The sequence below is a fragment of the Paenibacillus sp. S29 genome (assembly GCF_049319765.1).
In the GTDB taxonomy this organism is placed as follows: domain Bacteria; phylum Bacillota; class Bacilli; order Paenibacillales; family Paenibacillaceae; genus Paenibacillus; species Paenibacillus polymyxa_B.
In genome coordinates this window covers 181082-207770 of the sequence record NZ_JBMOUI010000010.1, presented here as the reverse complement: position 1 = coordinate 207770, position 26689 = coordinate 181082, and the positions used below count along the sequence as shown (strand labels likewise).

The 26689-nt window shown below is 46.3% G+C and carries 24 protein-coding genes and 1 pseudogene; 19 read left to right on the top strand and 6 right to left on the bottom strand.

From position 1 onward, the window contains the following. The 9 genes and pseudogenes from ACL9RM_RS18125 to ACL9RM_RS18085 all read left to right on the top strand — a co-directional run. Positions 1-444: pseudogene (locus ACL9RM_RS18125) on the top strand (hypothetical protein); the annotation flags it as partial. After that, positions 441-1232 (top strand): type II secretion system F family protein, encoded by a 792-nt coding sequence (locus ACL9RM_RS18120; RefSeq protein WP_250267779.1) that lies wholly within the window; start codon positions 441-443, stop codon positions 1230-1232. The pseudogene ACL9RM_RS18125 and the gene ACL9RM_RS18120, both read left to right, overlap by 4 nt. A gap of 6 nt (positions 1233-1238) precedes the next feature. Next, complete coding sequence (locus ACL9RM_RS18115; RefSeq protein ID WP_250267780.1) at positions 1239-2123, top strand: type II secretion system F family protein; 885 nt, start codon at positions 1239-1241, stop codon at positions 2121-2123. 13 nt (positions 2124-2136) lie between these two features. Continuing rightward, positions 2137-2328 carry a Flp1 family type IVb pilin gene (locus ACL9RM_RS18110; protein WP_013309278.1) on the top strand — a complete coding sequence of 64 codons (192 nt, stop codon included), beginning with the start codon at positions 2137-2139 and terminating at the stop codon, positions 2326-2328. Further along, a complete protein-coding gene (locus tag ACL9RM_RS18105) occupies positions 2328-2996 on the top strand; it encodes a TadE family protein (RefSeq protein ID WP_250267782.1) in 669 nt (222 codons plus the stop codon). Before ACL9RM_RS18110 ends, ACL9RM_RS18105 begins: the two co-directional genes overlap by 1 nt. A 40-nt stretch (positions 2997-3036) precedes the next feature. Beyond that, on the top strand, positions 3037-5253 hold the full coding sequence (locus ACL9RM_RS18100) for a DUF5702 domain-containing protein (protein ID WP_250267783.1): 2217 nt from the start codon (positions 3037-3039) through the stop codon (positions 5251-5253). After that, entirely contained in the window at positions 5222-6217 is a 996-nt protein-coding gene (locus ACL9RM_RS18095) for a TadE/TadG family type IV pilus assembly protein (protein WP_250267785.1), read from the top strand. The genes ACL9RM_RS18100 and ACL9RM_RS18095 overlap by 32 nt, the downstream gene beginning before the upstream one ends. Before the next feature lie 94 nt (positions 6218-6311). Next, positions 6312-6824: an A24 family peptidase gene (locus ACL9RM_RS18090; RefSeq protein WP_250267787.1), complete on the top strand. Its 513-nt coding sequence runs from the start codon at positions 6312-6314 to the stop codon at positions 6822-6824. Positions 6825-6887: 63 nt separating this feature from the next. Then, positions 6888-8690, top strand: a complete 1803-nt coding sequence (locus tag ACL9RM_RS18085; RefSeq protein ID WP_323873147.1) for a DUF6382 domain-containing protein — start codon at positions 6888-6890, stop codon at positions 8688-8690. A gap of 197 nt (positions 8691-8887) precedes the next feature. On the opposite strand, the gene ACL9RM_RS18080 is transcribed toward ACL9RM_RS18085, so the two are convergent. Further along, positions 8888-9802, bottom strand: a complete 915-nt coding sequence (locus ACL9RM_RS18080) for a TIGR01777 family oxidoreductase (RefSeq protein ID WP_165176284.1) — start codon at positions 9800-9802, stop codon at positions 8888-8890. A gap of 284 nt (positions 9803-10086) precedes the next feature. On the opposite strand from ACL9RM_RS18080, the gene ACL9RM_RS18075 reads away from it, so the two are divergent. From ACL9RM_RS18075 to ACL9RM_RS18060, 4 genes are all read left to right on the top strand, one after another. Next, on the top strand, positions 10087-11214 hold the full coding sequence (locus ACL9RM_RS18075) for a deoxyribonuclease IV (protein ID WP_250267791.1): 1128 nt from the start codon (positions 10087-10089) through the stop codon (positions 11212-11214). 22 nt (positions 11215-11236) lie between these two features. Continuing rightward, entirely contained in the window at positions 11237-12136 is a 900-nt protein-coding gene (gene purU, locus ACL9RM_RS18070; RefSeq protein WP_069291410.1) for a formyltetrahydrofolate deformylase, read from the top strand. A 391-nt stretch (positions 12137-12527) separates the two neighbouring features. Further along, complete coding sequence (gene tkt / locus ACL9RM_RS18065; RefSeq protein ID WP_061829554.1) at positions 12528-14573, top strand: transketolase; 2046 nt, start codon at positions 12528-12530, stop codon at positions 14571-14573. 213 nt (positions 14574-14786) lie between these two features. Then, complete coding sequence (locus tag ACL9RM_RS18060) at positions 14787-15101, top strand: pyrimidine/purine nucleoside phosphorylase (RefSeq protein WP_013309288.1); 315 nt, start codon at positions 14787-14789, stop codon at positions 15099-15101. A gap of 108 nt (positions 15102-15209) precedes the next feature. Here the strand turns inward: ACL9RM_RS18060 and ACL9RM_RS18055 are convergent, their stop codons facing one another. Further along, positions 15210-16109, bottom strand: a complete 900-nt coding sequence (locus ACL9RM_RS18055) for an NAD(P)-dependent oxidoreductase (RefSeq protein ID WP_250267794.1) — start codon at positions 16107-16109, stop codon at positions 15210-15212. A gap of 250 nt (positions 16110-16359) precedes the next feature. On the opposite strand from ACL9RM_RS18055, the gene ACL9RM_RS18050 reads away from it, so the two are divergent. From ACL9RM_RS18050 to ACL9RM_RS18040, 3 genes are all read left to right on the top strand, one after another. Then, positions 16360-17715, top strand: coding sequence for a glucose-6-phosphate isomerase (locus ACL9RM_RS18050; protein WP_061829551.1), 1356 nt, complete (start codon positions 16360-16362; stop codon positions 17713-17715). A 148-nt stretch (positions 17716-17863) separates the two neighbouring features. After that, the gene (locus ACL9RM_RS18045; protein ID WP_029516377.1) at positions 17864-18496 is read left to right on the top strand and encodes a YigZ family protein; all 633 of its coding nucleotides are present in this window, start codon (positions 17864-17866) and stop codon (positions 18494-18496) included. A gap of 5 nt (positions 18497-18501) precedes the next feature. Beyond that, positions 18502-19083: a TetR/AcrR family transcriptional regulator gene (locus ACL9RM_RS18040; protein WP_061829550.1), complete on the top strand. Its 582-nt coding sequence runs from the start codon at positions 18502-18504 to the stop codon at positions 19081-19083. A 172-nt stretch (positions 19084-19255) separates the two neighbouring features. Here ACL9RM_RS18040 and ACL9RM_RS18035 read toward each other — a convergent pair whose 3' ends face one another. Continuing rightward, the gene (locus tag ACL9RM_RS18035) at positions 19256-19657 is read right to left on the bottom strand and encodes a secondary thiamine-phosphate synthase enzyme YjbQ (RefSeq protein ID WP_061829625.1); all 402 of its coding nucleotides are present in this window, start codon (positions 19655-19657) and stop codon (positions 19256-19258) included. 219 nt (positions 19658-19876) lie between these two features. On the opposite strand from ACL9RM_RS18035, the gene ACL9RM_RS18030 reads away from it, so the two are divergent. Both ACL9RM_RS18030 and ACL9RM_RS18025 read left to right on the top strand, forming a co-directional pair. Continuing rightward, positions 19877-20938, top strand: coding sequence for a sulfate/molybdate ABC transporter ATP-binding protein (locus tag ACL9RM_RS18030; protein ID WP_103047598.1), 1062 nt, complete (start codon positions 19877-19879; stop codon positions 20936-20938). Positions 20939-21103: 165 nt separating this feature from the next. Further along, positions 21104-21874, top strand: coding sequence for an MBL fold metallo-hydrolase (locus tag ACL9RM_RS18025; protein ID WP_023987639.1), 771 nt, complete (start codon positions 21104-21106; stop codon positions 21872-21874). Between the two features lie 15 nt (positions 21875-21889). Here ACL9RM_RS18025 and ACL9RM_RS18020 read toward each other — a convergent pair whose 3' ends face one another. Beyond that, positions 21890-23383 (bottom strand): PLP-dependent aminotransferase family protein, encoded by a 1494-nt coding sequence (locus ACL9RM_RS18020; RefSeq protein WP_250267796.1) that lies wholly within the window; start codon positions 23381-23383, stop codon positions 21890-21892. 132 nt (positions 23384-23515) lie between these two features. Here ACL9RM_RS18020 and ACL9RM_RS18015 point away from each other — a divergent pair, with 132 nt between their 5' ends. Beyond that, positions 23516-24427, top strand: a complete 912-nt coding sequence (locus ACL9RM_RS18015; RefSeq protein WP_013309297.1) for a DMT family transporter — start codon at positions 23516-23518, stop codon at positions 24425-24427. 139 nt (positions 24428-24566) lie between these two features. Here the strand turns inward: ACL9RM_RS18015 and ACL9RM_RS18010 are convergent, their stop codons facing one another. Next, a complete protein-coding gene (locus ACL9RM_RS18010; protein WP_023987642.1) occupies positions 24567-25367 on the bottom strand; it encodes a Cof-type HAD-IIB family hydrolase in 801 nt (266 codons plus the stop codon). Positions 25368-25529: 162 nt separating this feature from the next. Continuing rightward, on the bottom strand, positions 25530-26531 hold the full coding sequence (locus ACL9RM_RS18005; protein ID WP_250267797.1) for a lipoate--protein ligase: 1002 nt from the start codon (positions 26529-26531) through the stop codon (positions 25530-25532). Positions 26532-26689 lie beyond the last annotated feature (158 nt).

Sequence of the window (26689 nt, the reverse complement as noted above, 5' to 3'; positions counted from 1 at the left end):
CATGACGCTTGGACAAATGTTCAGGCGTTTTTAGTTTATCCACAAGAAAATCAATACCACATTATATTAGATGGATCGTTGTCAACTGGCCACGCAAATAATATCCGCGATATGGTCAGCCGGCTGGAAACGATGGTGCTTGGAGGAGCAGAGCTTCCGCTTGGAGTAGTACGGCAGCAGATCAGCTCGGCCATTGATATATTCGTTCATCTGTCACGGATGCGCGACAAATCCAGACGAGTGCTGGAAATTAGCGAAGTGATTGGTTTTGAAAATGGTGAGGTGACGCTTAATCCCCTTTATCGTTTTCAGGAACGAGGAGAGAGTAAGGGGCGAATCGTGGGAGGTCTGGAACGTTGTGGCGAGGGTCTGCAACATACTTTGAAGCTGCAAATGGCCGGGATCAATCCGGAAAGCTGGCACAGGGGAGGAGTATCAGCGTGAAGTCAGGAAAAACGACTGCCAAGCAAGTATCACGTGAGGTCCCTTCTCTGCCGGATTATACGATATATACATTATCGACAGTACAAAAAAGTCTGTGCATATTGTTTAGTGGCGTGCTGTTTGCGATGATCGGCTATCTATTTTATCACCAATGGATATTATCATTGCTGTGCGCTGCCGGGGCTGTGGTGACGCCTCGTTATTTTAGGCAATTTTTGCTGCAACGACGCAGGTCTGCTCTAAGCATCCAATTCAAGCAGGCTTTATATTCACTATCGTCTTCTCTTTCAGCGGGCAGGTCGGTGGAGAATGGTTTTCGTGAGGCTGTAGAGGATTTGAGATTGCTTAGTCCAGATGGAGATCACGACCTGATTTTTGAATTTAATATCATTACCGCCTGTCTTGAAATCGGACAGCCTGTAGAGTCTGCTTTGCAGGATTTGGCCCGTCGGGCGCAGATGGAGGATATTACGAATTTTGCGGACGTATTTGCGGCTTGCAAACGAACCGGAGGTGATCTGGTAGAAGTCGTACGACGAGCTTCAAATGTCATTGGTGAGAAGTTGGAAATTCAGCAGGAGATCGGTGTAATGATTGCGCAGAAACGTTTTGAATCGAGGGTTATGTTTGCGGCCCCTTTTTTGTTTGTATTGTTTATGACGATGACGGCGGGTGATTACATGATGCCCTTATACAGCGGTACAGGTATGATTTTATCAACCTTTTGTTTATTGGTGCTTGGTGGGTGTCTTGTGTGGATCAACCGCATTATGAAGATTGAAGTGTAAGGAGAGATGGGTGTGGTGATGTTGGTTTGTCTGGTCATGCTGGTTCTGCAAGTGGGAGGTTGGGTGGTGCTGAACCAGATGCATAGTGCTAAGTATGCGCATTTTCGCCATATGAAGCTGGAGGGACTGCGAATGCAAAGACTTTCAGTCCCATTTGTACGCATGATTCATGCTTCACGTGCTACTCACCGGCTGCCTTTGCTGATGTTCAAGCTCCAGCGTTCGGTGCAGAAGCTGTATGGTATGCGCAACAGCGGAGAAAAAACGATGCTTTTTCTGGCAGAAATGTTGGGTTACGGATATATGATGGCTGCTGGTGGAGCTTTAATATCGCTTATGCTGGGCGGGGATGCGACTGGGCTGGTGCTCGGATTGGGACTTGGTATTCTGGTACCCATCGCGCTGATCAAGGATTTGCATGGGAAAGTACAGAAGCGGGATCAGCAAATTTTAATGGAACTGCCTGAACTGTTGAGTAAAATGATGCTTTTAGTAGGTGCAGGTGAGACGGTACAACGGGCATTGCTACATTGCGTGGAACGTAAAGGGGCGGATACGGAACATCCGTTGTATCGAGAACTGAGGCAGACGGTGGCGGAATGGGAAAGTGGTTTTTCCTTTCAACAGGCATTTGAGCACCTGAGCAAACGTTGTGGTATTCAGGAAATGACGGTATTTACGACGACAGTTTTGTTGAATATGAGGCGCGGCGGGAGCGATTTCGTGATGGCTTTACGTGAGTTATCCCAGACGTTATGGGGCAAGCGGACTTCAATTAGCCGCACAAGGGGGGAGCAGGCTTCATCTAAGCTAGTATTCCCGATGGCGCTGATTTTGCTAACGGTAATTGTGCTGGTGGGCGCTCCGGCTTTAATGATGATGAATATGTAGGAGGAATACAACGATGATGACATTAGTAACAGGCAGTATTCGTAAATTGTACAAGGATGAGGATGGTCTGGGTACGTTAGAAATGATCCTGATCATTGCCATTCTGATTGCGGTGGCAATTATTTTCAAGGATCAGATCAAGAAAATTGTAGAAGGGCTTTTGAAAAAGGCGGATAAAAAAAGTAACGATTTTATGGATTCATAATGCTGCGCAAATTGGCACAAAAAGAGGACGGGAGCTTCTCCTTGGAAGCTTCCCTCGTCTTTCCCATTCTACTGCTGGTCATTTTTGTGATGTTATTTTTTTGCCTGTACATATATCAAAAATCTATATTGGTGCAGGTCGCTGCTACTGCTTCGGAAAGGGCCGCTTACAGTTGGGATAACAGCTTCAAGGACCCGCGTACGGGAGCATTTACACAAGGGCAACGGGATTCTCTCTATTGGCGCTTGAAGGATGATGTTATGCTAGGAGCCCTGTTTGGCTGGACCGGAGCCAACAATCAGGAAAGTGTACAGGTGCCGGACGGCAATGGGGGAGGCTCGTTACCTGCTCAAAAGCTGTCCAATGCAGAAAATAATATGCCTGCGGGCATGCAGGGGCAGATGACATATGAGAACAGTATGATTCACCGTAAGGTGACCACAAAGTTAAATAAGATAGTGAAGGTACCTTTGCTGAATCAGTTTTTAGATCAGACAGATTTGCAAGGGGAAATGAGTTCTGGCGTGGTCGAACCTGTAGAATGGATTCGTACGGTGGAGTTGGTCCGTTATTATGGTGCGAAGTTTATGGGCAGAGGATCAGGTGAAAAGGTAGATTCGGCAGTTGTAGGGAAAGTATTGATGCAATATGGTCAAAACGGTCAGTGAGAAGTAAGTAATAGGAATGTAACTGGAAAGGAGGAAGCGGGTGTTTGGTAAGGGACACAATACAAAGGACGGGGAATCAGGTGCTGTCACGGTCTTTTTAATTCTGATTTTGGCGGTCATGTTCGGTTTTATTGCTGTATTTATTGATTACGCGAGAATTGCTGCACTGCATGTGCAGACCGAACGGCTGACCCATGCGGCAGTTCGTTCAGTGATGTCTGCTTATGATCCGACATTACAACAGGAGTACGGTTTGTTTGCTTATGGCGAAGGCGGCGGAGAACAAATTATGGTCAAAGTGCTCAATGACAGCGCGCAGCGTACGGCACGCGCAGAAACGCTACCGCTTATGAACATGAAGCTGGATTCTAGTTCCCTGAAAATGGAAAGGGAGCTTGGTAAATATGCCATATTTAACGAGCAGATCCGTGAAGAGATGAAGTATAAAGCACCTGTCGATTTTACGTTTGAAGTGCTCGAAAAGCTAAAGCCGCTCTCTCAAAATATGAAAGAGGCTTCACATACGGTAGATTTGCTGAAACGGCTGCAAAAGCTGTACGACAGACGAGAGGCCAAACTGGATGATATGCTGGAGAAGCAGCGTAAGGCAGGAGCTTATATGGAAGAGGTTCGTAAGCGGATTATTAAACAGAGGGGCACCTATATGCCTAATCAGTATATATGGGACTCGCTTGAGGTTGTAGCCGATATTGCTGCTCAATATAAGCATTACGTACATGTATATGAAGACAATAAGAAGAGTGTGGACGACGTTAAAATCATGCAGATGGAAAAATATGCACGTAGAGCGAGGGCAGCGCTTGATCGCCTGCGTCAGATCATGGCTCAGGCTGGAGAAGAACATGATAAGCTGCTTCTGGAAGCCAAGGAACCGTTAAATGAGGCCCGGCAGATCAATGAAGAGATGCGCAAAGTCATTGCCCAGTATAAGCAGAGGGCGGCCAATGCAGGCTACGATGAGGTTTCAGCAGCGCCTACTCCAAGCGGAGCAGGCTCCAGCGCAGATCCGTCGGTAGGAAGCGCACGGCAAAAAGCAGAGGATTTGTTGATTCCAGACAAGGAATTTGAGCAATGGGAAGCAGAAATTGAAAAGCAACGGACTTCTATAAATACTGCTAACAATAGAATAACGAGTATGATGCGTACATTATCTTTTTATACAGATCCATTTTTGAATGCAGACATGCTCAAGCAAGAAGTCGCTTCAACGCTCAAAGAGATAGATAAATACTTGAGTGCGTATGCTTGGACGGGACCTGCCAATGTACTCGACGGTGAAGCCAAAATGATGGATACGCGACGTGGACCGGACAAAGAACGCAAGAAAATGGAAAAAGAGGCGAAAAACAAGCTCAAACAAGCCTATCGGATCATTGAGGTTCTTTCCAAAGGTAAACAAAGTGCAGAACAATTCCGAAATCTGGAGCGGTATTACAATGAAAGTATTTCGTTTAACCAGTCTACATCCAGTCCATCTGTATCCGCTGATTTGTCCTATGACACCTATGATGCAGCGGGAGCTTCCATGGATAGTATGGATGGTCTATACGGGTCGGCATCCAATTTACTGACTCAACTGGGAGACGAGTTTTACCAGAATGAATACGCGCTTTCTTACTTCCATCATGTGGATTTTAGCCGTTTTGGCAGTTTGGCCGGATCGGGTGGAAATGTGGGAAATGCTGCACAGATTTTGGGAGATCAGCTGGAGGTGAATAATCAGGAAGTTGAGTACATCCTGTATGGGTTCCATAATCCGACGGGTAATCTGGCATCCGCCTATGGAGAAATTTTTGCTATGAGACTTGCCATTCGAACAATGGAGGGATTGGTTAAAAACAGCTCAAAAGGTAATCCGCTGGTCGTTTTGGCGGCAGCTTTGTTATATGGAGTAGAAAAAGCGATAGAAGATATGATTATGCTGGCACAAAAGGGGGACGTGCCATTGTCTGATTTTCTAAAATTTCGAATGACATACAAAGATCATTTGCGATTGTTCCTGATGCTCCATAGCAATAATGAACGAAAAATGTCCCGTATGCTTGCTCTGATCCGCCTGAATACAGATGTCAATCCTGCTGAGCGGCAAACGTATGCAACGGGTGAGGTCAAGAATGGGATGAGGCTGTGGTTTCTACCTGGGGTAATGAAGATGCTCGGGACCGCCTCAAAAGAAGGCGAGAGTATTAAGGGAAGTGTGTACTATGTCACGAAAACAGCGCATTTTTCCTATTAATCAGTATCTACGGCAGGTTTGTGGGCAGGAGCGGCGTGAACAAGGAAGTATTGTTTTAGAAGCGTCACTCGTGTTGCCAATGTTTCTGTTTTTTATTATTTTTCTCATTTATATGGTTCAGATGACGCTGGTATCCACAGCCTTGCAGACCACCGCTTCAGAAGCGGTTAAGCAGGTTTCGACTAAAATCTACCCGGTGTCTCTAGCTGTGGAGGCGGCGTCCGCGAAAATAGATGCAGTCCGTGAACCGCTGGATGAACTGCCCAAGTTATCTGTGAGTGAATATGCAAGCCAATTCGCTGCCCAGTTGCCACCTCCAATTGGTGATTGGGTAGAAAGCGCTGTTCATGGCGGTCAAAAGCCGATGGAGGAGCTGCGGGGGCGATTTACGGAAGCTGCACTCGATCCTGTTCTGAAGCCGATGCTAAAGCCTCTTATGGAGGAAAGCATTCTGGAGTATGACCGTATTCATATAACGAGCGTACATGTACCTGCTCTTACAGGAACTAAGGACCCTTATTTTAGAGTAGAGCTATCGTATGAACTGCCGATGAAGGTCCCCTTTCTGTATCGCAGCATTGTGCTTCAAGCGGCGGCAGAGGAACGTCTCTGGATTGGGAACACAGGGGAGGGGACAGGTACAGGAGAGGCAACAGCGGATAAGGATGCGCAGCATTCCATACAGTTGCTCGTCAAGCCTGAACCTGCTGTGAAGGGTGTGTACAATTTGATCAAGGCCAAGGTTGAGCCTGGGACGACTGCTAATCTTTCTGTACTTTATAAGTCGGGTCAAAGCACGGCCCAGCATTTGGGCTGGACCTCTGCCAATGCGGACGGGATTATTGAATGGAACTGGTTTGTGGGAACGAACACAACACCTGGTCAATGGAGCTTTGTGATTGAAACGGAGGACGGTCAACGTATAGAAGTTCCGTTTACCGTGGAAAAGCCAGCTGATGGATAGATAGGATCGACTCGACATAGACGGACAGGAATAACTACGATGGAAAGTGATTTGGTAGTCTGCTAGTTCTATTTTATAAAGGGGGAAGATCGCATTGATGTGGATGTATATTGTATGCGGAGTTCTGCTCGCGATTGCGTTAGTTACGGATTTACGTAGCATGAAAATCCCTAATAAGCTTACATTGCCCGGCATAGTGGTAGGCTTGGTGTTCAATACTCTGCTTGGAGGGTGGCACGGTTTTTTATTTGCTGTTGCTGGACTAGGTACCGGATTTGGGTTCATGCTGATTTTGTACTGGATGGGAGCTGTTGGTGCAGGAGATGTAAAGCTGTTCGGCTTGATTGGAGCATGGACAGGTGCCGCTTTTGCATGGCAGTCAGCTTTATATTCGATTTTTTTTGCAGGTATTATTGGCATAGGGATTTTGCTATGGAAGAGGGAAACGATCATGAGACTGCGGCGCGTGGCTTTTAATTTAGGAGGATTTTTTCTATTTCGCAGCGGCAAAGCGCTGACCAGTGGAAATGAAGCGCACCTCAGGTTTCCTTTTATGACGGCAGTCATTCCGGGAGCGATCAGTGCTTATCTTTACTTCTTGCCATGACATGTCCGCTGGGGGAGATCATGCTACCTCACGGAGATAGGAAATTGTTAAGGAGGTCATGAATTGTTGGGTTTAAGCAGGGATTTTGCCCGGAACGGCGGGACATTTATGATTCTAAACAAGGAAGACGGGCTCAAGACCGATGATTTAAATTCCGTACAGACCGGAATGATGACTGGTAATCGGATTCCCGGTCTGCTGGAACTTAGAATAAAGGAAGTCGATTTTCAGATTGAGTTACATTACGACATTTCGGGGCAACGCATGCTTTCCCAGTTATGGAAAGGTGGGAGCGTGTCGACTTCTGATTTCTACCGGATTCTTTTTGAAGTGGCAGATGCCCTCCATCGTAGCCCGCAATATATGTTAGATATCCGCCAGTTTATTTTGCATGAGGATTATATTTTTCTAAGTGGTTCAGGTACTAGGGAAACCGCCAGTTTAACCTATGTTCCTTTACGCAGTGTACAGTATGCAGGGCAAACAGGCAGTCAATTTAAGCAGATGGTTATTCGTTTAATGACTCGTGTGGCCCACTTTCAGGGAGAATATATACAACGCATACTGGATCTGTGTGATAGAAATGAATTTGAATTGGGATTGCTAAAGGAACTGTTATTACAAGGAATGAAGGCCGGTACAGAGAGTGCTAGCGTGCAGGGAGAAAGTATGGAGGGGCGAGCTTTTTCATCAGCCGACCCTATCATATCTGCTCATACCTCACAGGGGAACTATACTGATCGTGGCGGAACATACGGGCAAGAGCATCGGGAGACTCTGCAGGAGATTCAGGAGCTTAAACGGATCAATCGGCTCAAACCGTCCATGAAACCAGAGGAGAATTCTGAGCTTGTAACAGAAAACGAAGTAGAAGATGTGGAGCCTGGATTGCAAAAATATAAAACGTACATTGCTCTTGGATGTCTGCTCGCTTCGGCTATCGTGTGGCGTTATATTTATCTGGATCATCCAGAAACGGTACCGTTAATCATTTCCGTGGTGCTTACCTTGGTACTTGCCGCCGTTGCTTATATAAGCTGGACGGGGAAATGGGAGCGCAATAGAACTTCATCTCATATGTACAGCGATTCAGTACCTGTATTGGATTCGGAATGGTTAGGAACTACTTCTTCCCCAGCGCAGCGGAAAAATGATCGTTATCAGGTAGATAAACTGACCGGATTTGTAGCGGGACAGCATCATCAAGACAAGCGATCTTCCGATTTGAGTGATCAAGGGCAGGAGAGCTGGAGATGGACTTTTCCAAACTCAGAATCTAAAAGCGTGGGAGACCGAGTTACCGAAGACAGGGAGAAAACTTCAGCAAATTATGACTTACATGAGCCATCGTGGAAAGGTGCGGAGCGGGGAAATGAATTGGAAGCCAGTGATACCAGTGAGGCTTATTATAAGTCTCTCTCCGGGGTAACGGAGCTGCTAAATGCTGCATCTAAGCAGGAAACGATGCTGCTTCGTCCAGATCAAGAGATACAGATTTCACCTGTTCAGCAACCACCGATTGCTTGCCTGGATCGCAAGCCACCAGGTAGTGGAGGGACCGAGCGCATCCGGTTGCAGCCAGACCAATTCGTTGCAGGCAGCTTTATCATCGGGAGAGACCCGCAACTGGTCCAGTTTGTGGAGCATACGGATGGAGCCTCCCGTTCTCATATTGAGCTTTGTATAGTTACAGGAGAACATAGCCACATTGTTAAGGATTTATCCTCGACGAACGGAACTGTTCTGAATGGAGAGCCTATGGTGCCTTATAAGGAGTACACAATGAAGGATGGAGACACTTTTAAAATCGCCGGGGTATCTTATACTTATCGGTTGGACTCTTTTAAATCCTCCAATGCATCATAAATAAAGGTTATATGGATATATGTCAAGAAGAGGCCTGTTATGTTCAGGGCTTCTTTCTTTGTAATAGGGGCTATTCATAGGAATAAAATGAGCATCTTAAAAACTTGCAGTCTGCTTGAGAGATTGTGTCGGACTAAAAAAAGAACCCTAAGCTGGCAGTGACACTACCTACCAGCCTGGAGTTCCTCTTTTTAGATTCAATGCTGTTTTTGGGAAGAATGGAGTTCCTCAAGAGCGTCCTTAAGTGAAGGATAGTTAAACTTAAATCCGTGCTCCAGCGCTTTGCGCGGTAGTACCTTTTGACCATCCAATACAAGCGTACTCATCTCACCAACTAGCTTTGAAACGAGAATGCTGGGGACGGGAAACCAGTGCGGACGGTGATATACCGTAGCTACTGTCCTCCCAAACTGGTCGTTCGTCAAGGGATGTGGTGATGAAGCATTCACTGCCCCGACGATTTCCGTCGTATGGATGCAGTACGTGATCAGACGAACGATATCTTCAATATGAATCCAGCTCATCCATTGATGGCCACTGCCTATTTTGCCGCCGAATCCGAAGCTATAAGGCATCTTCATGAGGGGGAATGCCCCTTTTTTTCTGTCCAGCACAAGGCTAATGCGTAACTTAATTAAACGGGCATCAGAAGGGTAGGCATTGGCGGCTTCCTCCCATTGCTCAACCACCTGAGACAGAAAATCTCCCGAACGACGTGGGCTCGTTTCATCGAATGTTTCGGTCAGGGAAGTACCATAGGCGGCAACAGCCGAAGCCTGAATGATAACTTTCGGCTTTTTTTGTAGAGCATTCAATGCTTGAGCCAACCGTGCAACAGATAGCAGTCGAGATTGAAGAATTCTTTGTTTGGACTTATCCGTCCAGCGCTGATTCAGCGTTTCGCCTGCTAAATTAACGACCGCATCGGTGCCTTCCAGTACTTCAGGCTTTTGTTTTAATTCGTTCCAACTCATATATTGCAAACGGGGGCTCGCTTCGTGTCCTACCAGTGGCTTGCGGGTAACGACTTTCACGGTGTATCCGTCGTCTAGCAAGCTTTTGACCAGTGCACTCCCCACCAATCCAGTTCCTCCACATACGATGATGTTCATGGAGCCAGCTCTCCTTCCGATTCACAAAAAAATACATCTGTTATAGAATATAACCCTTTTCGAGAAAAAAACTTCATATGAATGTACCTTTATACGGTTAAGGGTGTCAATCCGTGATTTTATTTACCCTCTTTGACTAACATATATTCTGTCTACGTGTTCCCTTAATAGAGTCATTTAAGAAAGCTGCCATAAAAGCTATGTTGTTTGATTTCAATAATCACGTTAAAATGATTAAATTAAAATAAGACAAGCATAACAGGATAAGGGGATGAATCAGGATCATGCTGAAAATTGGTTCTCATGTGTCCTTCTCGGACAAGGGTCTGCTCAGCGCTACAAAAGAAGCGTCTTCTTACGGGTCCAGCTCCTTTATGATATACACGGGGGCACCGCAAAACACGCGCCGTAAGCCGATGGAGTCCATGTATTTGGAGGAAGGCAAGCAGTTAATGGCTGAGAAGGGAATGGAAGATATCGTGGTGCATGCCCCGTATATCATCAACCTTGGCTCTTACAAAGAAAATACCTATGAGCTTGCGGTCAGCTTTCTTCAGGAGGAAATTCGACGCACACACGCGATTGGTGTGAAAAATATCGTGCTACATCCAGGCGCTTTTACCGATAAGGATGCAGAATACGGAATTCGGCGTATTGCTGATGGTTTGAACGAGGTACTAAACGGCGTGAAGGAGACAGATGTTAACATTGCGCTTGAAACGATGGCAGGCAAAGGAACGGAAATGGGTCGTAGCTTTGAGGAGATTGCCTCCATTATAGATAAAGTAGAGCATAACGAGCGTCTTACAGTTTGTATGGACACCTGTCACATTCACGATGCGGGTTATGATATCGTAAATGATCTGGACGGTGTATTAGAGCAATTCGACCGGATTGTCGGCTTGAATCGCATCGCAGTTGTTCACATTAATGACAGTAAAAATCCAGTTGGCGCTCATAAAGACCGACATACTCCGATCGGATCAGGCTGGATTGGCTATCAGACTATTCATAATGTGGTGCATCATGAAGCACTTCAAGGACGTCCGTTTATTTTGGAGACGCCATGGATTGGGAAGGAAGCCAAAACTCAGCGTCCGATGTATGAGGTTGAAATTGCCCTGCTTCGCGGAAATGTAAAGGAGCGCTTTGGGGATGAGTTTTTGGGTCAGGTAGAGCAATTGCATTCGTTTTTCAAAAAACAGGATGTGGATGTCCGTAAATTTGTGCTGGACACCTGGGCTCTGCTGAAAAATGATGCCAAAGCAAGAAAAGCCGATCCACGTGAGCCGTTGGAGCGTCTGTATGACATGATAACGGAAGCAGCACTATTTCCAGAATTGAGCGAAGAACACATTAATCAACGGTTGATTGCCTGGTTTGCCGGCAGTCATTTGCCAGTGACGGTATAAGCTAAGGGGGATTAATAGCCACATGGAAATTCACGTAAAACATCAGCCGAATAGCACTCTATCAGCCCATGAAAACCGCGCGCGTATGCTTGTATCTTGTCCAGACGGACCAGGTATTGTAGCGGCCGTGTCCCGTTTTTTGTATGAGCATGGGGCCAATATCGTTCAATCTGACCAATATACAATGGACCCGTCCGGCGGTATGTTTTTTATGCGGATTGAATTTGATCTGCCGAATTTGAGTGCAACCCAGCCACAGTTGGAGCAGGATTTTGCCGCTGTTGCTGAGCAATTCCGTATGGAGTGGACGATTTCTGCGGTCAGCCGCAAGAAAAAACTGGCTATTTTCGTTTCCAAAGAAGATCACTGTTTGGTAGAACTGCTGTGGCAATGGCAGGCAGGAGATCTGGACGCGGATATTTCATTGGTAATTAGTAATCATCCGGATATGAAGGAGTATGTGGAATCATTTGGCATCCCGTATCACCATATTCCGGTAACAGCCGATACCAAACCGGAGGCAGAGCGCCGTCAACTAGAAGTCATTGGCGAAGACATTGACGTTATCATTTTGGCCCGTTACATGCAGATTATTTCGCCTAAGTTTATTGAGCATTATCGCAACCGGATTATCAATATCCATCATTCCTTTCTGCCCGCATTCGTGGGTGGGAAGCCATATGCCCAAGCCTATAATCGCGGTGTGAAAATTATTGGTGCTACTGCGCATTATGTAACTGAAGAATTGGACGGCGGCCCGATCATTGAGCAGGACGTGCAGCGTGTAAGTCACGGAGATGATGTAAATGAGCTAAAACGGATCGGTCGCACCATAGAGCGGGTCGTTTTGGCAAGAGCCGTGAAGTGGCATGCAGAGGACCGTATTCTGGTTCATGAGAACAAAACGGTCGTATTTAACTAATCCTAAAATTTTAGAAAAAATTTTGTGAGTATATATTTTTTGTTGAACAAAGTCCGTCGCATAACGGGCTTTGTTTTTTTATGTGAGTTATTTGCCTTATAAACGGTCAGTACATAATATTTTTTTTGATTTTATAATTTTTTAAATGAGGTTAATACATTACGGGTATATTTATATGAGGACTCGGTACAACATTTCCACAATCATCTTTATAAACGATCTGGCAAACTTTCACGGCAAATGGTACAATACTTAAGAATGTATAAGTCATATTGAAACATTCAAGCAGATTCACTCACTTCAATAGACATCGTTTCTATATCGGACGGTGGTGTTGGAGAGTATGACCGAATGCAATTGACATACTTTATACAATATGAGGAGGCAAACCATGACTGACCAGAATCAAGCGATTCAAAAGGATGAAAACTCCACGATCGACAATTTGTCCATCACAACTATTCGTACGTTGGCAATTGACGCCATCGAGAAAGCAAACTCGGGACATCCTGGTATGCCGATGGGCTCCGCGCCGATGGGATACCAACTTTTTGCTAAAACGATGAATCATAATCCGGATCAACCTACGTGGGTTAACCGTGACCGTTTTGTATTGTCCGCAGGACATGGTTCCATGTTGCTATACAGCCTTCTACACCTGAGCGGCTATGATCTTCCTATGGAAGAACTGAAACAATTCCGTCAATGGGGCAGCCTTACACCGGGCCACCCTGAGTTTGGGCACACTGCTGGTGTAGATGCTACAACTGGACCTCTGGGACAAGGTCTCGCAATGTCCGTAGGTATGGCAATGGCTGAAGCTCAACTGGGTGCAACATATAATAAAGACGAATTTAAAGTTGTAGATCACTTCACGTATGCAATCTGCGGCGATGGCGATCTGATGGAGGGTATTTCTCACGAGGCTGCTTCGTTGGCTGGTCGCTTACAGCTGGGCAAGCTGATTGTATTGTTTGATTCCAATGATATTACACTGGACGGCAAGCTTAATCTGTCCTCTTCCGAGAGTGTTGCCAAGCGTTTTGAAGCTTACAACTGGCAAGTACTGCGCGTAGAAGATGGTAACGATCTTCCGGCCATCCAAAAAGCCATCGAAGAAGCGCAAGGCGACTCGACACGCCCTACGCTGATTGAAGTGAAAACAGTTATCGGCTACGGAAGCCCGAACAAACAAGGTAAAGGCGGACACGGTGGTACTCATGGTTCCCCGCTGGGATCAGAAGAAGCCAAGCTGACTAAAGAATTCTATAAATGGGTATACGAAGAGGACTTCCACGTACCACAAGAGGTTCGCGAGCATTTTGCTAAAGTAAAAGAGCGCGGTATCGCGGCGAACAAAGCATGGGATGAACAGTTCGCGAAATACAAAGCAGCTCACCCTGATTTGGCAGCTCAGTTCGAAACAGCTGTAAACGGCGATCTTCCAGAAGGATGGGATCGTGATCTTCCGAAATACACGACTGGAGACAAAGCCGTTTCGACTCGTGTAGCTTCTGGTAATGCTCTGAACGGATTGGCTCCAAACGTACCTTTCCTGACAGGCGGATCTGCCGATCTGGAGAGCTCCACGATGACACATTTGAACAACCTGACGAACTTTACGCCAGAAGACTACGCCGGCCGTAACATTTATTTCGGTATCCGCGAATTTGGTATGGCTGCTGCGATGAACGGTATGGCGTTGCACCAAGGTGTAAAAGTATTCGGCGGTACATTCTTCGTATTTACAGACTATCTGCGTCCAGCCGTTCGTCTGGCAGCTCTGATGGGATTGCCTGTAACCTACGTTCTGACTCACGACAGTATTGCTGTAGGTGAAGATGGTCCGACTCATGAACCGATCGAACAATTGGCTTCCCTGCGTATTATCCCGAATTTGACAGTAATTCGTCCGGCGGACGGTAATGAAACTTCTGCTGCTTGGGCTTATACATTGGAAAACAAGAAAAACCCGGTTGCTCTGGTATTGACTCGTCAAAACCTGCCAATCCTGGCTGCTAGTGCTGAGCATGCACGCGAAGGTATCAAACGCGGTGCTTATGTGGTTGCAGATGCAACAGACGGCAAACCGGTTGCTCAAATTCTGGCTACAGGCTCCGAAGTGCAATTGGCTGTTAAAGCTCAGGAAGCACTGGCAGAACAAGGTATTCAAGTACGTGTTATCAGCTTCCCAAGCTGGGATCTGTTCGAAAAACAAGACAAAGCATACAAAGATTCCGTTCTGCTGCCAGAAGTGAAAGCTCGTTTGGCTGTAGAAATGGCGTATCCACTGGGCTGGGAAAAATATGTTGGCGACCAAGGCGACATTCTCGGTATCAGCACATTCGGCGCATCCGCACCTGGCGACCGTGTGATTAAGGAATACGGCTTTACAGTAGAGAATGTTGTTAGCCGTGTGAAAGCTTTGTTGAAATAAAACACTGAGCATCTAAAACAGACAGTCGTAACCTGAGAAAGGCTTACGGCTGTTTGTTTCATACAGTTGATGCTTTGAATGAAATCACTATTGAATTCCAATGTATAGGATACGGTGATACAGTGTGTATTTTCATACTGAAGCTGAAATCAAATCTATGTTATGATGCACCAATATTCATTTAACCATTGAGAGCAGATGAGGGGATAACGAATGACACAGTTCGATGGAGTAAGCGTAGTTAAAAAAGCAAACGTTTATTACGATGGTCAGGTTACAAGCCGTACAGTCATCCTGGGTGACGGCAGTAAGGTTACACTGGGTATTATGCTGCCAGGAACGTATGAGTTCGGCACGGATTCCCGTGAGATCATGGAGATTTTGGCAGGGGATTTGAGAGTGTTGCTTCCAGGTACTGAGGAATGGCTAGAAATACAAGGGACGGCAACCTTTCACGTACCTGCAAAGTCTTCATTCAAGCTGGAAGTACGAAGTGTAACTGATTATTGCTGTTCTTATCCCGAATAATAAGCTAAAAAGGGTAAGCACACTCAGCCTTCAAGCCAAGTGTGCTTACCCTAAAGCTATGCCATATGTACACAAGCACAGCCGTATGGTTACAAAGAAAAGTGCAGCTTATTCGAGAGGTTGACCACCAATGGTGTGGCCAATCCATGCTTCGTATGTCTTCACGACAGCGGATAGGTCTTCATCGCCGTAGCCTTGTGTTTGCCCGGCTTGAAACAGGCTTTTGGCAATGGATAACATAGGTGCAGGGATGGACAGGCTGTCTGTTAGTGAGGAAGCAAGTTTCAAGTCCTTAAGCATCAAGGCGAGTGAGAACTGGTTGCTAAAATCATGTTCAATGATTTTGCGCCCTTTCAGGTCAGCGGCCTTGCTGCCTGCCGATCCGAGTTGTACTAATTCAAGGAAGCTGTCTGCCGGGATGCCGGATTTAGCTGCGATAGCAAAGCCTTCAGCCAGAGCGAGGTTATGAATACCCACCATCGTATTATGAGCGAGCTTGGCTACGGCCCCGCTGCCATTAGGTCCCATATGAAGTACCTTTTTGCCCAGGGTATCAAAAACATCTGATTGTGCCGCAATGGCTTCTGCATTACCGCCAACCATGAACACAAGTGTACCGTCTACAGCAGCAGGCTTACTGCCTGTTACGGGTGCATCAATGAAAGAGCAGCCCAGCTTGTCCGCTTCGGCGGCCAGTTGCTTGACCAGTTCAGGTGAAATCGTACTGTTGTCCATCACGGTCATGCCAGCCGTAAGTCCGGCAAACACTCCCTCTTCGCCGTAATAGATGTCGCGAATAGAGTGATCATCGCTGACCATGGTAATGATCAAGTGCTGACCTTCAGCTGCTTCACGAGGAGTTGAAGCTTTACGTGCGCCTTGCTCTGCCAGTGGTTCGCAGCGCGAAGCGGTACGATTATAAACTGTGACTCCGAATCCCTGCTTTAGCAGATTGGATGCCATCGGGGCGCCCATGGTGCCCAGTCCGATAAATCCGATGTTTTTCATTGCTAATCACCTTTCTTGTTGGAAGTTGCCGTCCGATGCAGATTGCGAGTTCGGCTTGAAATGAATATAAAACAGGTTGATCTCAGTTAATTGTAGCATGGGCATGCTACCCTATCTACAGGAGGGGCTGTCAAGCACAGGATATACAGGTAACGCAAGCTTGTCAGGCCCCGCAAATTAAAGTATCCTATTCCTAAGTCCTTATGTTCGTATTCATGGTCTTAGTAATACCAAACAGGAGGTTCCAAACATGTCTAAAAAAGTTAATTTTGATTACACTAAAGCGCTCTCCTTTGTAGGTCAGCACGAAATTGATTATTTTGCAGAGCCCATCAAGCTGGCTCATGAGCAACTGCACAACCAAACAGGTGTAGGGTCCGATTTCTTGGGTTGGATTGACCTGCCTACCAATTATGATAAAGAAGAGTTTGCGCGCATCCAAAAGGCTGCTGCTAAAATTCAAAGCGATTCCGAAGTATTGATCGTAATCGGTATCGGTGGTTCTTACCTTGGAGCACGTGCTGCGATCGAAATGCTGTCGCATTCTTTCTACAATGCGCTGCCTAAAGATCAACGCAAGGGTCCAGCTATCTATTTTGCTGGTAATAACATCAGCTCTACATATGTGAATCATCTGTTGGAACTGATTGAAGGTAAAGACTTCTCTGTGAACGTCATTTCCAAATCAGGTACGACAACAGAGCCAGCGATCGCATTCCGCGTATTCCGTGCAGCTCTGGAGAAAAAATACGGTAAAGAAGAAGCGCGCAAGCGTATTTATGCAACGACGGATAAAGAACGTGGCGCTTTGAAAAAACTGGCTAACGAAGAAGGCTACGAATCCTTCATTATTCCTGATGATGTGGGTGGTCGTTACTCCGTGCTGACAGCAGTAGGCTTGTTGCCGATTGCTACTGCAGGCATTAACATCGAGGAAATGATGCAGGGGGCGGCAGACGCTTCCAAAGAGTACAGCAACCCGAATGTAGCTGAGAACGAAGCTTATCAATATGCAGCCGTTCGTAACGCTTTGTACCGCAAAGGTAAAGCAATTGAAATTCTCGTAAACTATGAGCCGTCTCTTCATTTTGTATCTGAGTGGTGGAAACAGTTGTACGGAGAAAGCGAAGGCAAGGATTACAAAGGCATTTATCCTGCTTCTGTTGATTTCTCGACAGACCTGCATTCCATGGGACAATTCATTCAGGAAGGCAGCCGCAACATTTTCGAAACGGTAATCCAAGTAGAAAATGTACCAAGTCACATCACCATCGAAGCAGATGAGGATGATCTGGACGGACTGAATTTCCTGGCAGGCAAAACTGTGGATTTTGTAAACAAAAAAGCATTCCAAGGTACATTGCTGGCTCACACAGACGGACAAGTACCGAACTTGATTGTAAATATTCCTGACTTAAGCCCTTACTCTTTCGGCTATCTTGCTTATTTCTTCGAAAAAGCTTGCGGCATCAGCGGCTACCTGTTGGGTGTAAATCCGTTCGATCAACCGGGCGTAGAAGCTTACAAGAAGAACATGTTTGCGCTGCTCGGCAAACCAGGCTTCGAAAAAGAAAAAGCTGAGCTTGAAGCGAGATTGTCTGAATAAGAGTGCTGTAATCTCTGATGCGAAACAGGATTTCGGTCAGAAGTGTTATAGTGTATAGCATCAATTAAAGTACAGGAAAGCAGTTCACCAGCTGCCAGAAGCGGGGGACTGCTTTCTTGTAAAATGAAGTAAGGAAGGTTATACGTGTATGTTGGAACAATACCGAACCGTACGCGGTGCCGGCAACAAGGAAATTGTGATCCGAAAATCCCGTTTTATCGGCCATATTCAGCCTGTTCAAACTGAGGAAGAAGCAGTTGCTTTCATAGAGCGCATCAAAAAAGAGCATTGGAACGCTACCCATAATTGTTCTGCTTACATGATTGGCGAAAGAGACGAAATCCAAAAGCAATCGGATGACGGAGAACCGAGTGGTACGGCTGGAAAGCCTATTTTGGAGGTGATCCGCAACCAGAAGCTAAAAAATGTCGCTATTGTTGTTACCCGTTACTTTGGTGGGATTTTGTTGGGAGCAGGCGGTCTGATTCGCGCGTATTCAGATGGTGCTGTTGCAGCAATCGAGGCAGGAGATGCAATCACACGTGTGCTGCATCGCGAAGTTTTTGTAGAATTGGATTATACCTGGTTGGGCAAAGTGGAAAATGAATTACGCAATCGCAGCATCCGCACTGGAGAAACAATGTTTACGGATAAAGTTACCTTAACCTGTCTGCCGCTGGCTGGTGATGCGGAATCCTTCAGCAACTGGATAACAGACTTGACGCAGGGGCAATCGCTTGTGTCGGAGGGAGAGCAGCTTTACTTTATTGAAGGGGAATAAATAATATGGCTAGAAGAGCAGTAGAACAGGAGTTGTCAAGAGGGCGGATTCTGGAAGCGGCCAGGCACTTGTTTATTACCAAGGGCTACCGTGCGATTTCAATGCGCAGCATTGGCCAGCATCTGGGTTACAGTCATGGTTCGTTATATTATCATTTTAAAGAGAAGGCTGAACTGTTCTATGCCATTGTAATTGAAGATTTTAATACATTGCGTGGGATTCTACTGCAAGCAGCAACAGGTACGCCTGATGATGGCTTGAGCAGGTTGGAGTACTTGATGCTGGAATTTATCCGTTTTGGTTTGGAAAATCCATATCAATACGAAATTATGTTCATGATGCACGATGAAGAACTATTTGCATACTGTCGCACAGAGCAAAACCGTTGTGTGGAACTATTTGCGTCCATGATCCGTCAAGAATTGAGTGGTCAGGGGCATTCGGAGGAATATTGCTCGAGGGTACCGAAAAGTCTGTTTTTATCCATGCATGGCTTTGTATCATTTTATATTCAGGACGGTTTAACATTTGAAGAAATTAGGCCCGCTGCTTTAGCACATGTAAAGCTGCTGTGCAGACACCTATGAGCGTACCTGCATTCACACACTTCAGCCATGAACATGTAGGGCGCTTTTCTGGGTGTATGCACTTCATGACGGTGACTTATCATTACGGTACTTTGCGAAAGCGACTGAGAATTTAACAGACGATGATGCATCCAGCAGGAAAACATCATGGTCTGTTTTTTTACCCGGCCCGTCAGCCTTTCATGATCTTTACATGGTATTGGCGTCTGCGTGGTCCGTCGAATTCACAAAAATAAAGTCCCTGCCATCGTCCGAGCAACAGCTTTCCATCATGGATGATGATCGTTTGTGAGGGGCCTGTCGTAATGGATTTTAGGTGGGAAGCCGTATTTCCCTCCATATGGCGATATTGGGGATGCTCCCACGGATAAACTTCATCTAGTCTTAATATCACATCATGTTTGACGTCTGGGTCTGCATTTTCATTAATGGCGATGCCGGCCGTCGTGTGTGGACAATAAACAAGTGCGGTTCCTTGTTGTACCCCGCTTTTTTCGATCAATGAAGCAACCTCTCGTGTAATATCGCGCATTTCATCTCGCCGTGTAGTGGATAATTCTAAAGTATGCAACAATAACTCCATCTCCTTTCTTCCTAATACTTTACCCTTTTAATTCCTAATATAATATATAGTTGACGAAAATTACTTTCCTTTGATAAAGTATCACATAAGAAAAAACATAGTATATACATTGGAATAATTAAATGATTTCAAATGAGGTACGTGCTTTGCGGGAAGCAAGGCTGCTGCTGTTCCTGAACAGGTCCAGAAGCGGAAAGGAAGTGTACGGATATGCATGTGGAAGTAAGAGGATTAAACAAGCATTTCGGTAATTTTCATGCAGTAAAGGACGTATCTTTTGATATTCAGGCGGGCCATCTTATTGGCTTACTCGGTCCAAGTGGTGGGGGGAAAACCTCCATTCTTCGCATTTTGGCGGGTCTGGAGCAACCGGATGCGGGAGAAATTCATTTTCATGGAAAAAGGGTAAACGAGCTGTCACCGCAGGAACGTGGAATCGGATTTGTATTTCAAAACTATGCTTTGTTCAAGCACATGAGCGTCTACGACAATATTGCCTTTGGCCTGAAAGTGAAAAAAAGCTCCAAAACCCGCATCAAGGAACGGGTCACAGAGTTGGTCGAACTAACGGGGCTCAAAGGATTTGAGCATCGTTATCCGCATCAGTTGTCAGGTGGACAGCGCCAGCGGGTTGCCTTTGCGCGTGCTTTGGCACCAGAGCCTCAATTGCTGCTGTTGGATGAGCCTTTTGCAGCTATTGATGCCAAGATTCGTCAGGAGCTGCGCACCTGGCTGCGAGAGTTGATTGAGCGGGTGGGTATTACTTCAATTTTTGTCACCCATGATCAGGATGAGGCGATTGAAGTAGCGGATGAAATTATGGTGATTAATCAGGGACGACTGGAGCAGAAGGGAACACCTTGGGATATTTATAAAAAACCGGGTACTCCGTTCGTGGCTTCCTTTATTGGGGAATCTACGGTGATTGAACAGGCAGGCAGTCTCAGAGGCTTCGAAGAAGCTGCTGGACTGGGAACACGTGCCTTGATCCGTCCAGAGTATATTGATGTCGGGCCAAGCGAGGAATTTACGCTTCTGTCGGCGACCGAGGAAGGCACAGTGAAGCATTTGCATTTTCGTGGAAGTGAGTGGATGGTTGAAGTACAGGTAGGGGATCATCGTCTCATGACATACCGCTCGCTGGAGAAGTCTACGCTGGAACCTGGTCAGCAGGTGCGAGTGTTGGTGCATCGAGCCTATCTCTATAATGACCAGTCCAGCTGGATGGTGGAAAACCGCCTGAAGGAAGATCCAATGCCTATCATTATTTGAAAATAAATACGATCACGCATGAGGGGATGTCTAGCCGGATTTCACGGCTTTGGGCATGCTCCTTTTGGCGTTGGACGCTGGAAGGATTTACGCAGGTGATTTACGTAGAATCGGTCTGTTCGTTATAATAGTAGTAAAAAGACCCAGGTAGATAGGAGTTAAACCATGAATCGGCTTATTTTTCTTGGCACGGGGGATGCAATGGGGGTTCCGCGTGTATATTGTGATTGTCTCGTATGCACAGAAGCTCGCACGACAGGGGCGAATGTAAGATTGAGATCGTCTGTGCTGATCGAAAGCGAGACGGAGGACTTTATGATTGATTGTGGCCCGGACTGGCGCAGACAGCTAGAATTGCGCGGTCTGCGTTTTATCCCTACGATCCTTGTAACACATGCACATTTTGACCATATTGGAGGATTACCAGAATGGGCAGATGCCTGTCGCTGGACTGGGAACAGAGGTCGCTTGTACGCGCCACAGGAAGTGATCGACACGATCTTGCGTCAATTTTCCTGGCTCTCTGGAAACTTGGATCTTATTCCAGTAGACCAGGGAGCCCAACTTGGCGGATGGAATATCCGGGGATGGCGTGTGAATCACGGGAAGAACGGATATGCCTACGCTTATCGTCTGGAAAAGGACGGTTTCTCGTGGGCTTACTGTTCGGATTCGATTGGATTGAATGAGGCGGAAATTCTGCCCTTGCACAATCTGAATTTGCTCGTCCTGGGAACGAGTTTTTATCATGAGGAGGCCGAGTATGCCACCCGTTCCGTATATGACATGCTGGAGGCTCAGGAGCTTATAGGAAGGCTTAAACCCGAAAGCACAGTGTTTACACATATGTCCCATGATGTAGATGTCACACGCAACTATGGGCTTCTGGAAGGGATTAGCTTGGCACACACCGGCATGAGTTTGCCGTTAGAATAAAGGTGACCTTTACCTTTACATCGTTTGACTGATACGTAGAAGTGTGGAGATTCCTTCTTTGATTTGTAGCTCGTTGGCGTATGAATAGGACAGCCGTACATGCGTTTTACCCTCTGCGCCGAAGGGATCAAATACATTGCCGGGGACAAAGGATACAGACTCTTGTAAACTTTTGGCAAGTAATTCATTAGGTTTCAACGTAGAAGGCAGCTGGAGCCACAGGTTGAGTCCCCCTGCCGGGCTGGTCCATGTCCAACCGGAGTCGCGGAGACTGTCTTCCATCGTTTCTTTACGAATCTGGAGCGCGATACATAGCTTTTTAATATGCTGCTGCATACGTGGAGATTGAAAGTATTCTAAAAACAGCTTTTGATTCAGCAGTGGCGATCCATTGTCCACTAACGCTTTGACGTTCAGCAGGCTGTTCATGAGCTGTGGTCGGCAGGTCACGGCTGCGATTCGTAGACCGGGTGCGACATATTTACTGTAACTTCGAATGTAGACGACGCTTCCCGAAACATCATAGGCGAAAATCGGAGAAGGGGGCTTTTGCCCAAAGCTAATGTCATAGGTGCTGTCATCCTCAACAATGAGGCAGCCATAGCGCTCGGCTAGTTCAGGCAGTCGTTTGCGCTGCTCATCGGGGACCGTAAAGCCCGTCGGGTTGTGGAATGTTGGATTCATATAAAAGAGGCGTGGTTTTTCCGTTTTCATACACCACTCAATCTGGTCCATATCATAACCTTCTGGTCGAATATCAGTCATAGTCAGACGTGCGCCTAGTCTACGGAATATTTCCATAGCGGGGCCATAGGCAGGACGTTCGATCAATACACGGTCTCCTGTACGGAGCAGAGATCGGCCAATTAAATCAATGGCTTGCTGTGCTCCGGAGGTAATCAGCACTTCATCCGGTGATAAAGCAAAATGCTTATCCACGCTAAAATGCTGCGCCATGGCCTCCCGAAGCTCGGCATCACCTTGCACAGCGGAATAGGTGGCCGCTACTTTCGGATGCTTTTCAAATACCTGCATCATTAGCTCTCCCCAAAATCGATTGGGCAGGAGAGAGGGGTCAATCAGCGCTTTGGAAAACTGGAAATTCGTATTTACGGATTGAACGCGGCTAAGTCCATCCATTCCTCTCCAGGCTGAAACTGACGGATCATCTGCCGCATGGGCAGATTCGGAGTGAATCGTGATGTCAATGGACGAATGTCCCGAGTAGCCAGCATATTTTGCATGCCCAGTCGCTTGGGAAGCATGAACGTAATATCCTGATTTGTCCTTTACATAGACCAGTCCCCGTTGCTTCAACTCCTGATATGCCCGGAAAACAGTTAGCCGATGTACACCCAGCTCCTGAGCCAAGCTTCGTACGGACGGCAGCTTCATGTCTGTTTGCCAATCCCCGCGATCAATCCGCACAGTTACATAATGGATAACCTGCTCATACAGCTTTAAGGCATGATCGGCTGCAAAGAGTAGTTCGCTGTTGTTCTTACCCATGCTATCCACGCTCCTTTCTGTGTATTGTACTATATAGCACTTCAAAAACGTATACAACTGTTCTGTAGTTATACATCTGTTCTGTTCGTCTCCCTGTATGCTTAAAAGCAACTGAAGGGAGAGGGACGTATCATGATAGGTATCGCGTTTACAGTAATGTGTCTTATTTTTGGCACAACGTTTTTGGCCATAAAAGTGGGAGTGGAAGCCGGACTTCCGCCATTCCTATCGGCAGGTGTACGTTTTTTCGCGGCAGGGGCGATATTGTTCATTGCTATGAAGCTGACCGGAAAAGTACGATGGTCGTTATTATGGCGGAAGGAAATGTTGCTGATTGGAGCAGGAACGACCTTCGGTACATTTTCAGCCTTGTATTGGGCAGAGCAATATGTCAGCTCCGGGATCGGAGCTATTTTGTCAGCTACCGGGCCGATGATGATCGTCATTTTGCAATCTGTACTGCTACGGCAAAAAACGTCACGGATTACGGTCGTTGGCTGCATGATCAGCTTTCTTGGTGTGGTGCTGGTTGTGCTGCCCGGATTGGCGGTTCAGATCAGTGGTCTGTGGCTGGCGGGATGCCTTGTCATTTTGCTGGGGGAGCTGTGTTATTCCGGGGGAGCTCTGTATTCCAAGCGAGTGATGGATGTATTTCGTGAAACGAACCCGATTGCCCTGAATGCGGCGCAAATGATCCATGGGGGATGGATGCTGCTGTTACTGTCTGCGATCACGGAACCGTGGAGTTCTGAGGGGTGGCAGTACCTTCCTGCCATGGGGTCTTTACTTTATCTGATCCTGTTTGGTTCGATGATTGCACATACACTGTTCTACTGGCTCATGGAGCGTACAAATCCCCTGTTTCCGACGACGTGGCTGTATATATCACCGCCGATTGCGGTGGGCTTGGGAGCGTTGTTGTATGGAGAGCATGTAAGCTGGTGGATGCTGGCTGGGGTGCTGCTCATTGTGACCGGATTAATCCTTATGAACAATGGAATTATCCGTCTGGTGAACAGGCGTAAGGTACGTTCTGCTGCCTGATATTTTAAAGGGAGACAGGTTATTATATGATCTGACAGAAAAGGCCTCCAAACTGTCGTATGTTACTGATCATGCGACGTTTGGAGGCTTTGTTGTTGTATTACTTTATTTAAGTATTATGGGAGCAGGCACTTTTTGCTTATTCAACATTGAGTACGAATTTGTCGATGGCGTGCTTAACACCGTCTTCGTTATTGCTGCGAGTAATGTAATCAGCCAGCTTTTTCAAATCAGGAATGGCATTCTCCATCGCTATGCCGAGACCAGCGCATTCAAGCATCTCGTGGTCGTTCCAAGAGTCACCGATAGCAATCGTTTCCGACAGTTCACAGCCAAAATGGTTTGCAAGGAAGGTAAGCGCATGGCCCTTAGTGCCTTCATGATGCATAATTTCCAGAAAATGAGGTTTGGATTTTGTAATGTGAACTTCATTGCCAAGCAGTTCGCGAAGTTCAGGAATTAATTCATCCAATACTTCAGGCTCGTCGATAATCAGCAATTTAGGAGCCGGCTGCTCTATAACTTTACTGAATACAGGCTCTACAAAATATTCCGTGTTGTTCAGCTCCGTGTAATCTTTGATTTTCTGATTATCTTCACGTGTGTACAATTTGTCATCAATATACGTTTGCAGATGCAGATTGCGTTCCACGCAGAATTCATACAGACGACGTGCAGCCACAAGTGGAACATAACGCTCGTACAGCACGTTTTCGTCCAGCAGGTTTTTAACCAAAGCTCCTTGGTACGTAATGATCGGCACGTTCAAACCAGTCTGGCGGGCAATTTTGTGTGCAGAGGCATAAGCTCGTCCAGTAGCGAGGGTAACCACCACACCTTTTGCTACAGCAGCTTCTAATGCCTGTTGTGTCGCTGGTGTGACTTCTTTCTGGTCGTTAATGAGTGTATCATCAATATCAATGGCAATTAATTTATACATATCGGTATTCTCTCCTTTATCTCTATCATGGGGCAATGCTAAAATTGTATCTTATAATATTCAAAATGACAATATCGCAATGAAAAGGGGACAGCTCCTATAAGAGCCTGTCCCCTTATAACCACTGAAGTATTGGCTTGAAACGATGGGAAAAAGTAACGGTTAGTCTTCCAAAAATACAAGTCCAACAAAATCGTCCAGCTCAATATTACCAAAATAGTGCTTCAAATCGAGAGAGGATAAGGCTTGACGTACCTCACCTTCATCATAGCGCTTGCCGCGCAGGATATTTTCAATATCAGCAACGTCACCCACACCAAAGAAATCCCCATAGATTTTAATATCACGGATGTAGCCTTCCTTAAGATCCATGCGGATATCAATAATACCGACTGGAAATTTACGTGTGTGCTTGATATTGCTCTCGGGGGATAGACCGTAGTTCCAATCCCACGATTGGTAGCGTTCTTTGGATATATCATGGATTTTGGCCCAGTCGGCATCGGTGAGCTTATATTGAGGCACCTGATCCAATTCTGCTCCGAATATGGAACGTAGCAGTTCCTCGCGAAATTGCTCTATGGTCATCTCACGGTCCATCAGTTCGCTGATGTTAGCTACGCGACTGCGGACAGATTTAGTGCTTTTGGATTTGAATTTTTCGGGATTGGCATGCAACGATGCAGCCACATTGTCCAGATTCAGGTTAAACATCAATGTACCGTGGCTGAACATACGTCCGCGTGTGGCAAATTGGGCGTTTCCTGAAATTTTACGTTCTCCGACCTGTAGATCGTTGCGGCCTGTCATTTCAGCTTCTACTCCCATTTGGCGCAGGGCATCAATCACAGGTTGCGTAAATTTGAGGAAATTATGAAAGGACTCCCCGTTATCCTTGGTAATAAAGCTGAAATTTAAATTACCGAGGTCATGATATACAGCACCGCCGCCGGACAGGCGACGAACGACTTGAATATTGTTGTCCCTAACAAACTCGGCGTTGATTTCTTCAATAGTGTTTTGATGCTTGCCTATAATAATAGAAGGCTGATTAATGTAAAACAGCAAATAGCTGTCGTCCAGCGGTAGATGCTTGAGCGCGTATTCCTCAATAGCAAGATTAATGGCTGGATCGTGTATCCCCTGGTTGTCGATGAACAGCATGTCCATTCCTCCGTATATAAACTGTGTAATTTATGTGTGCCTCCTTCTATTGTAACCCAAGTGAGCCATGTACAAAAGCTCATTTGCATTGACGGGACGCAAAAAGCAGCCTCATAATGGAGCTAAATGATTGGAAACGGGCGGAAAGGATGAGAGGC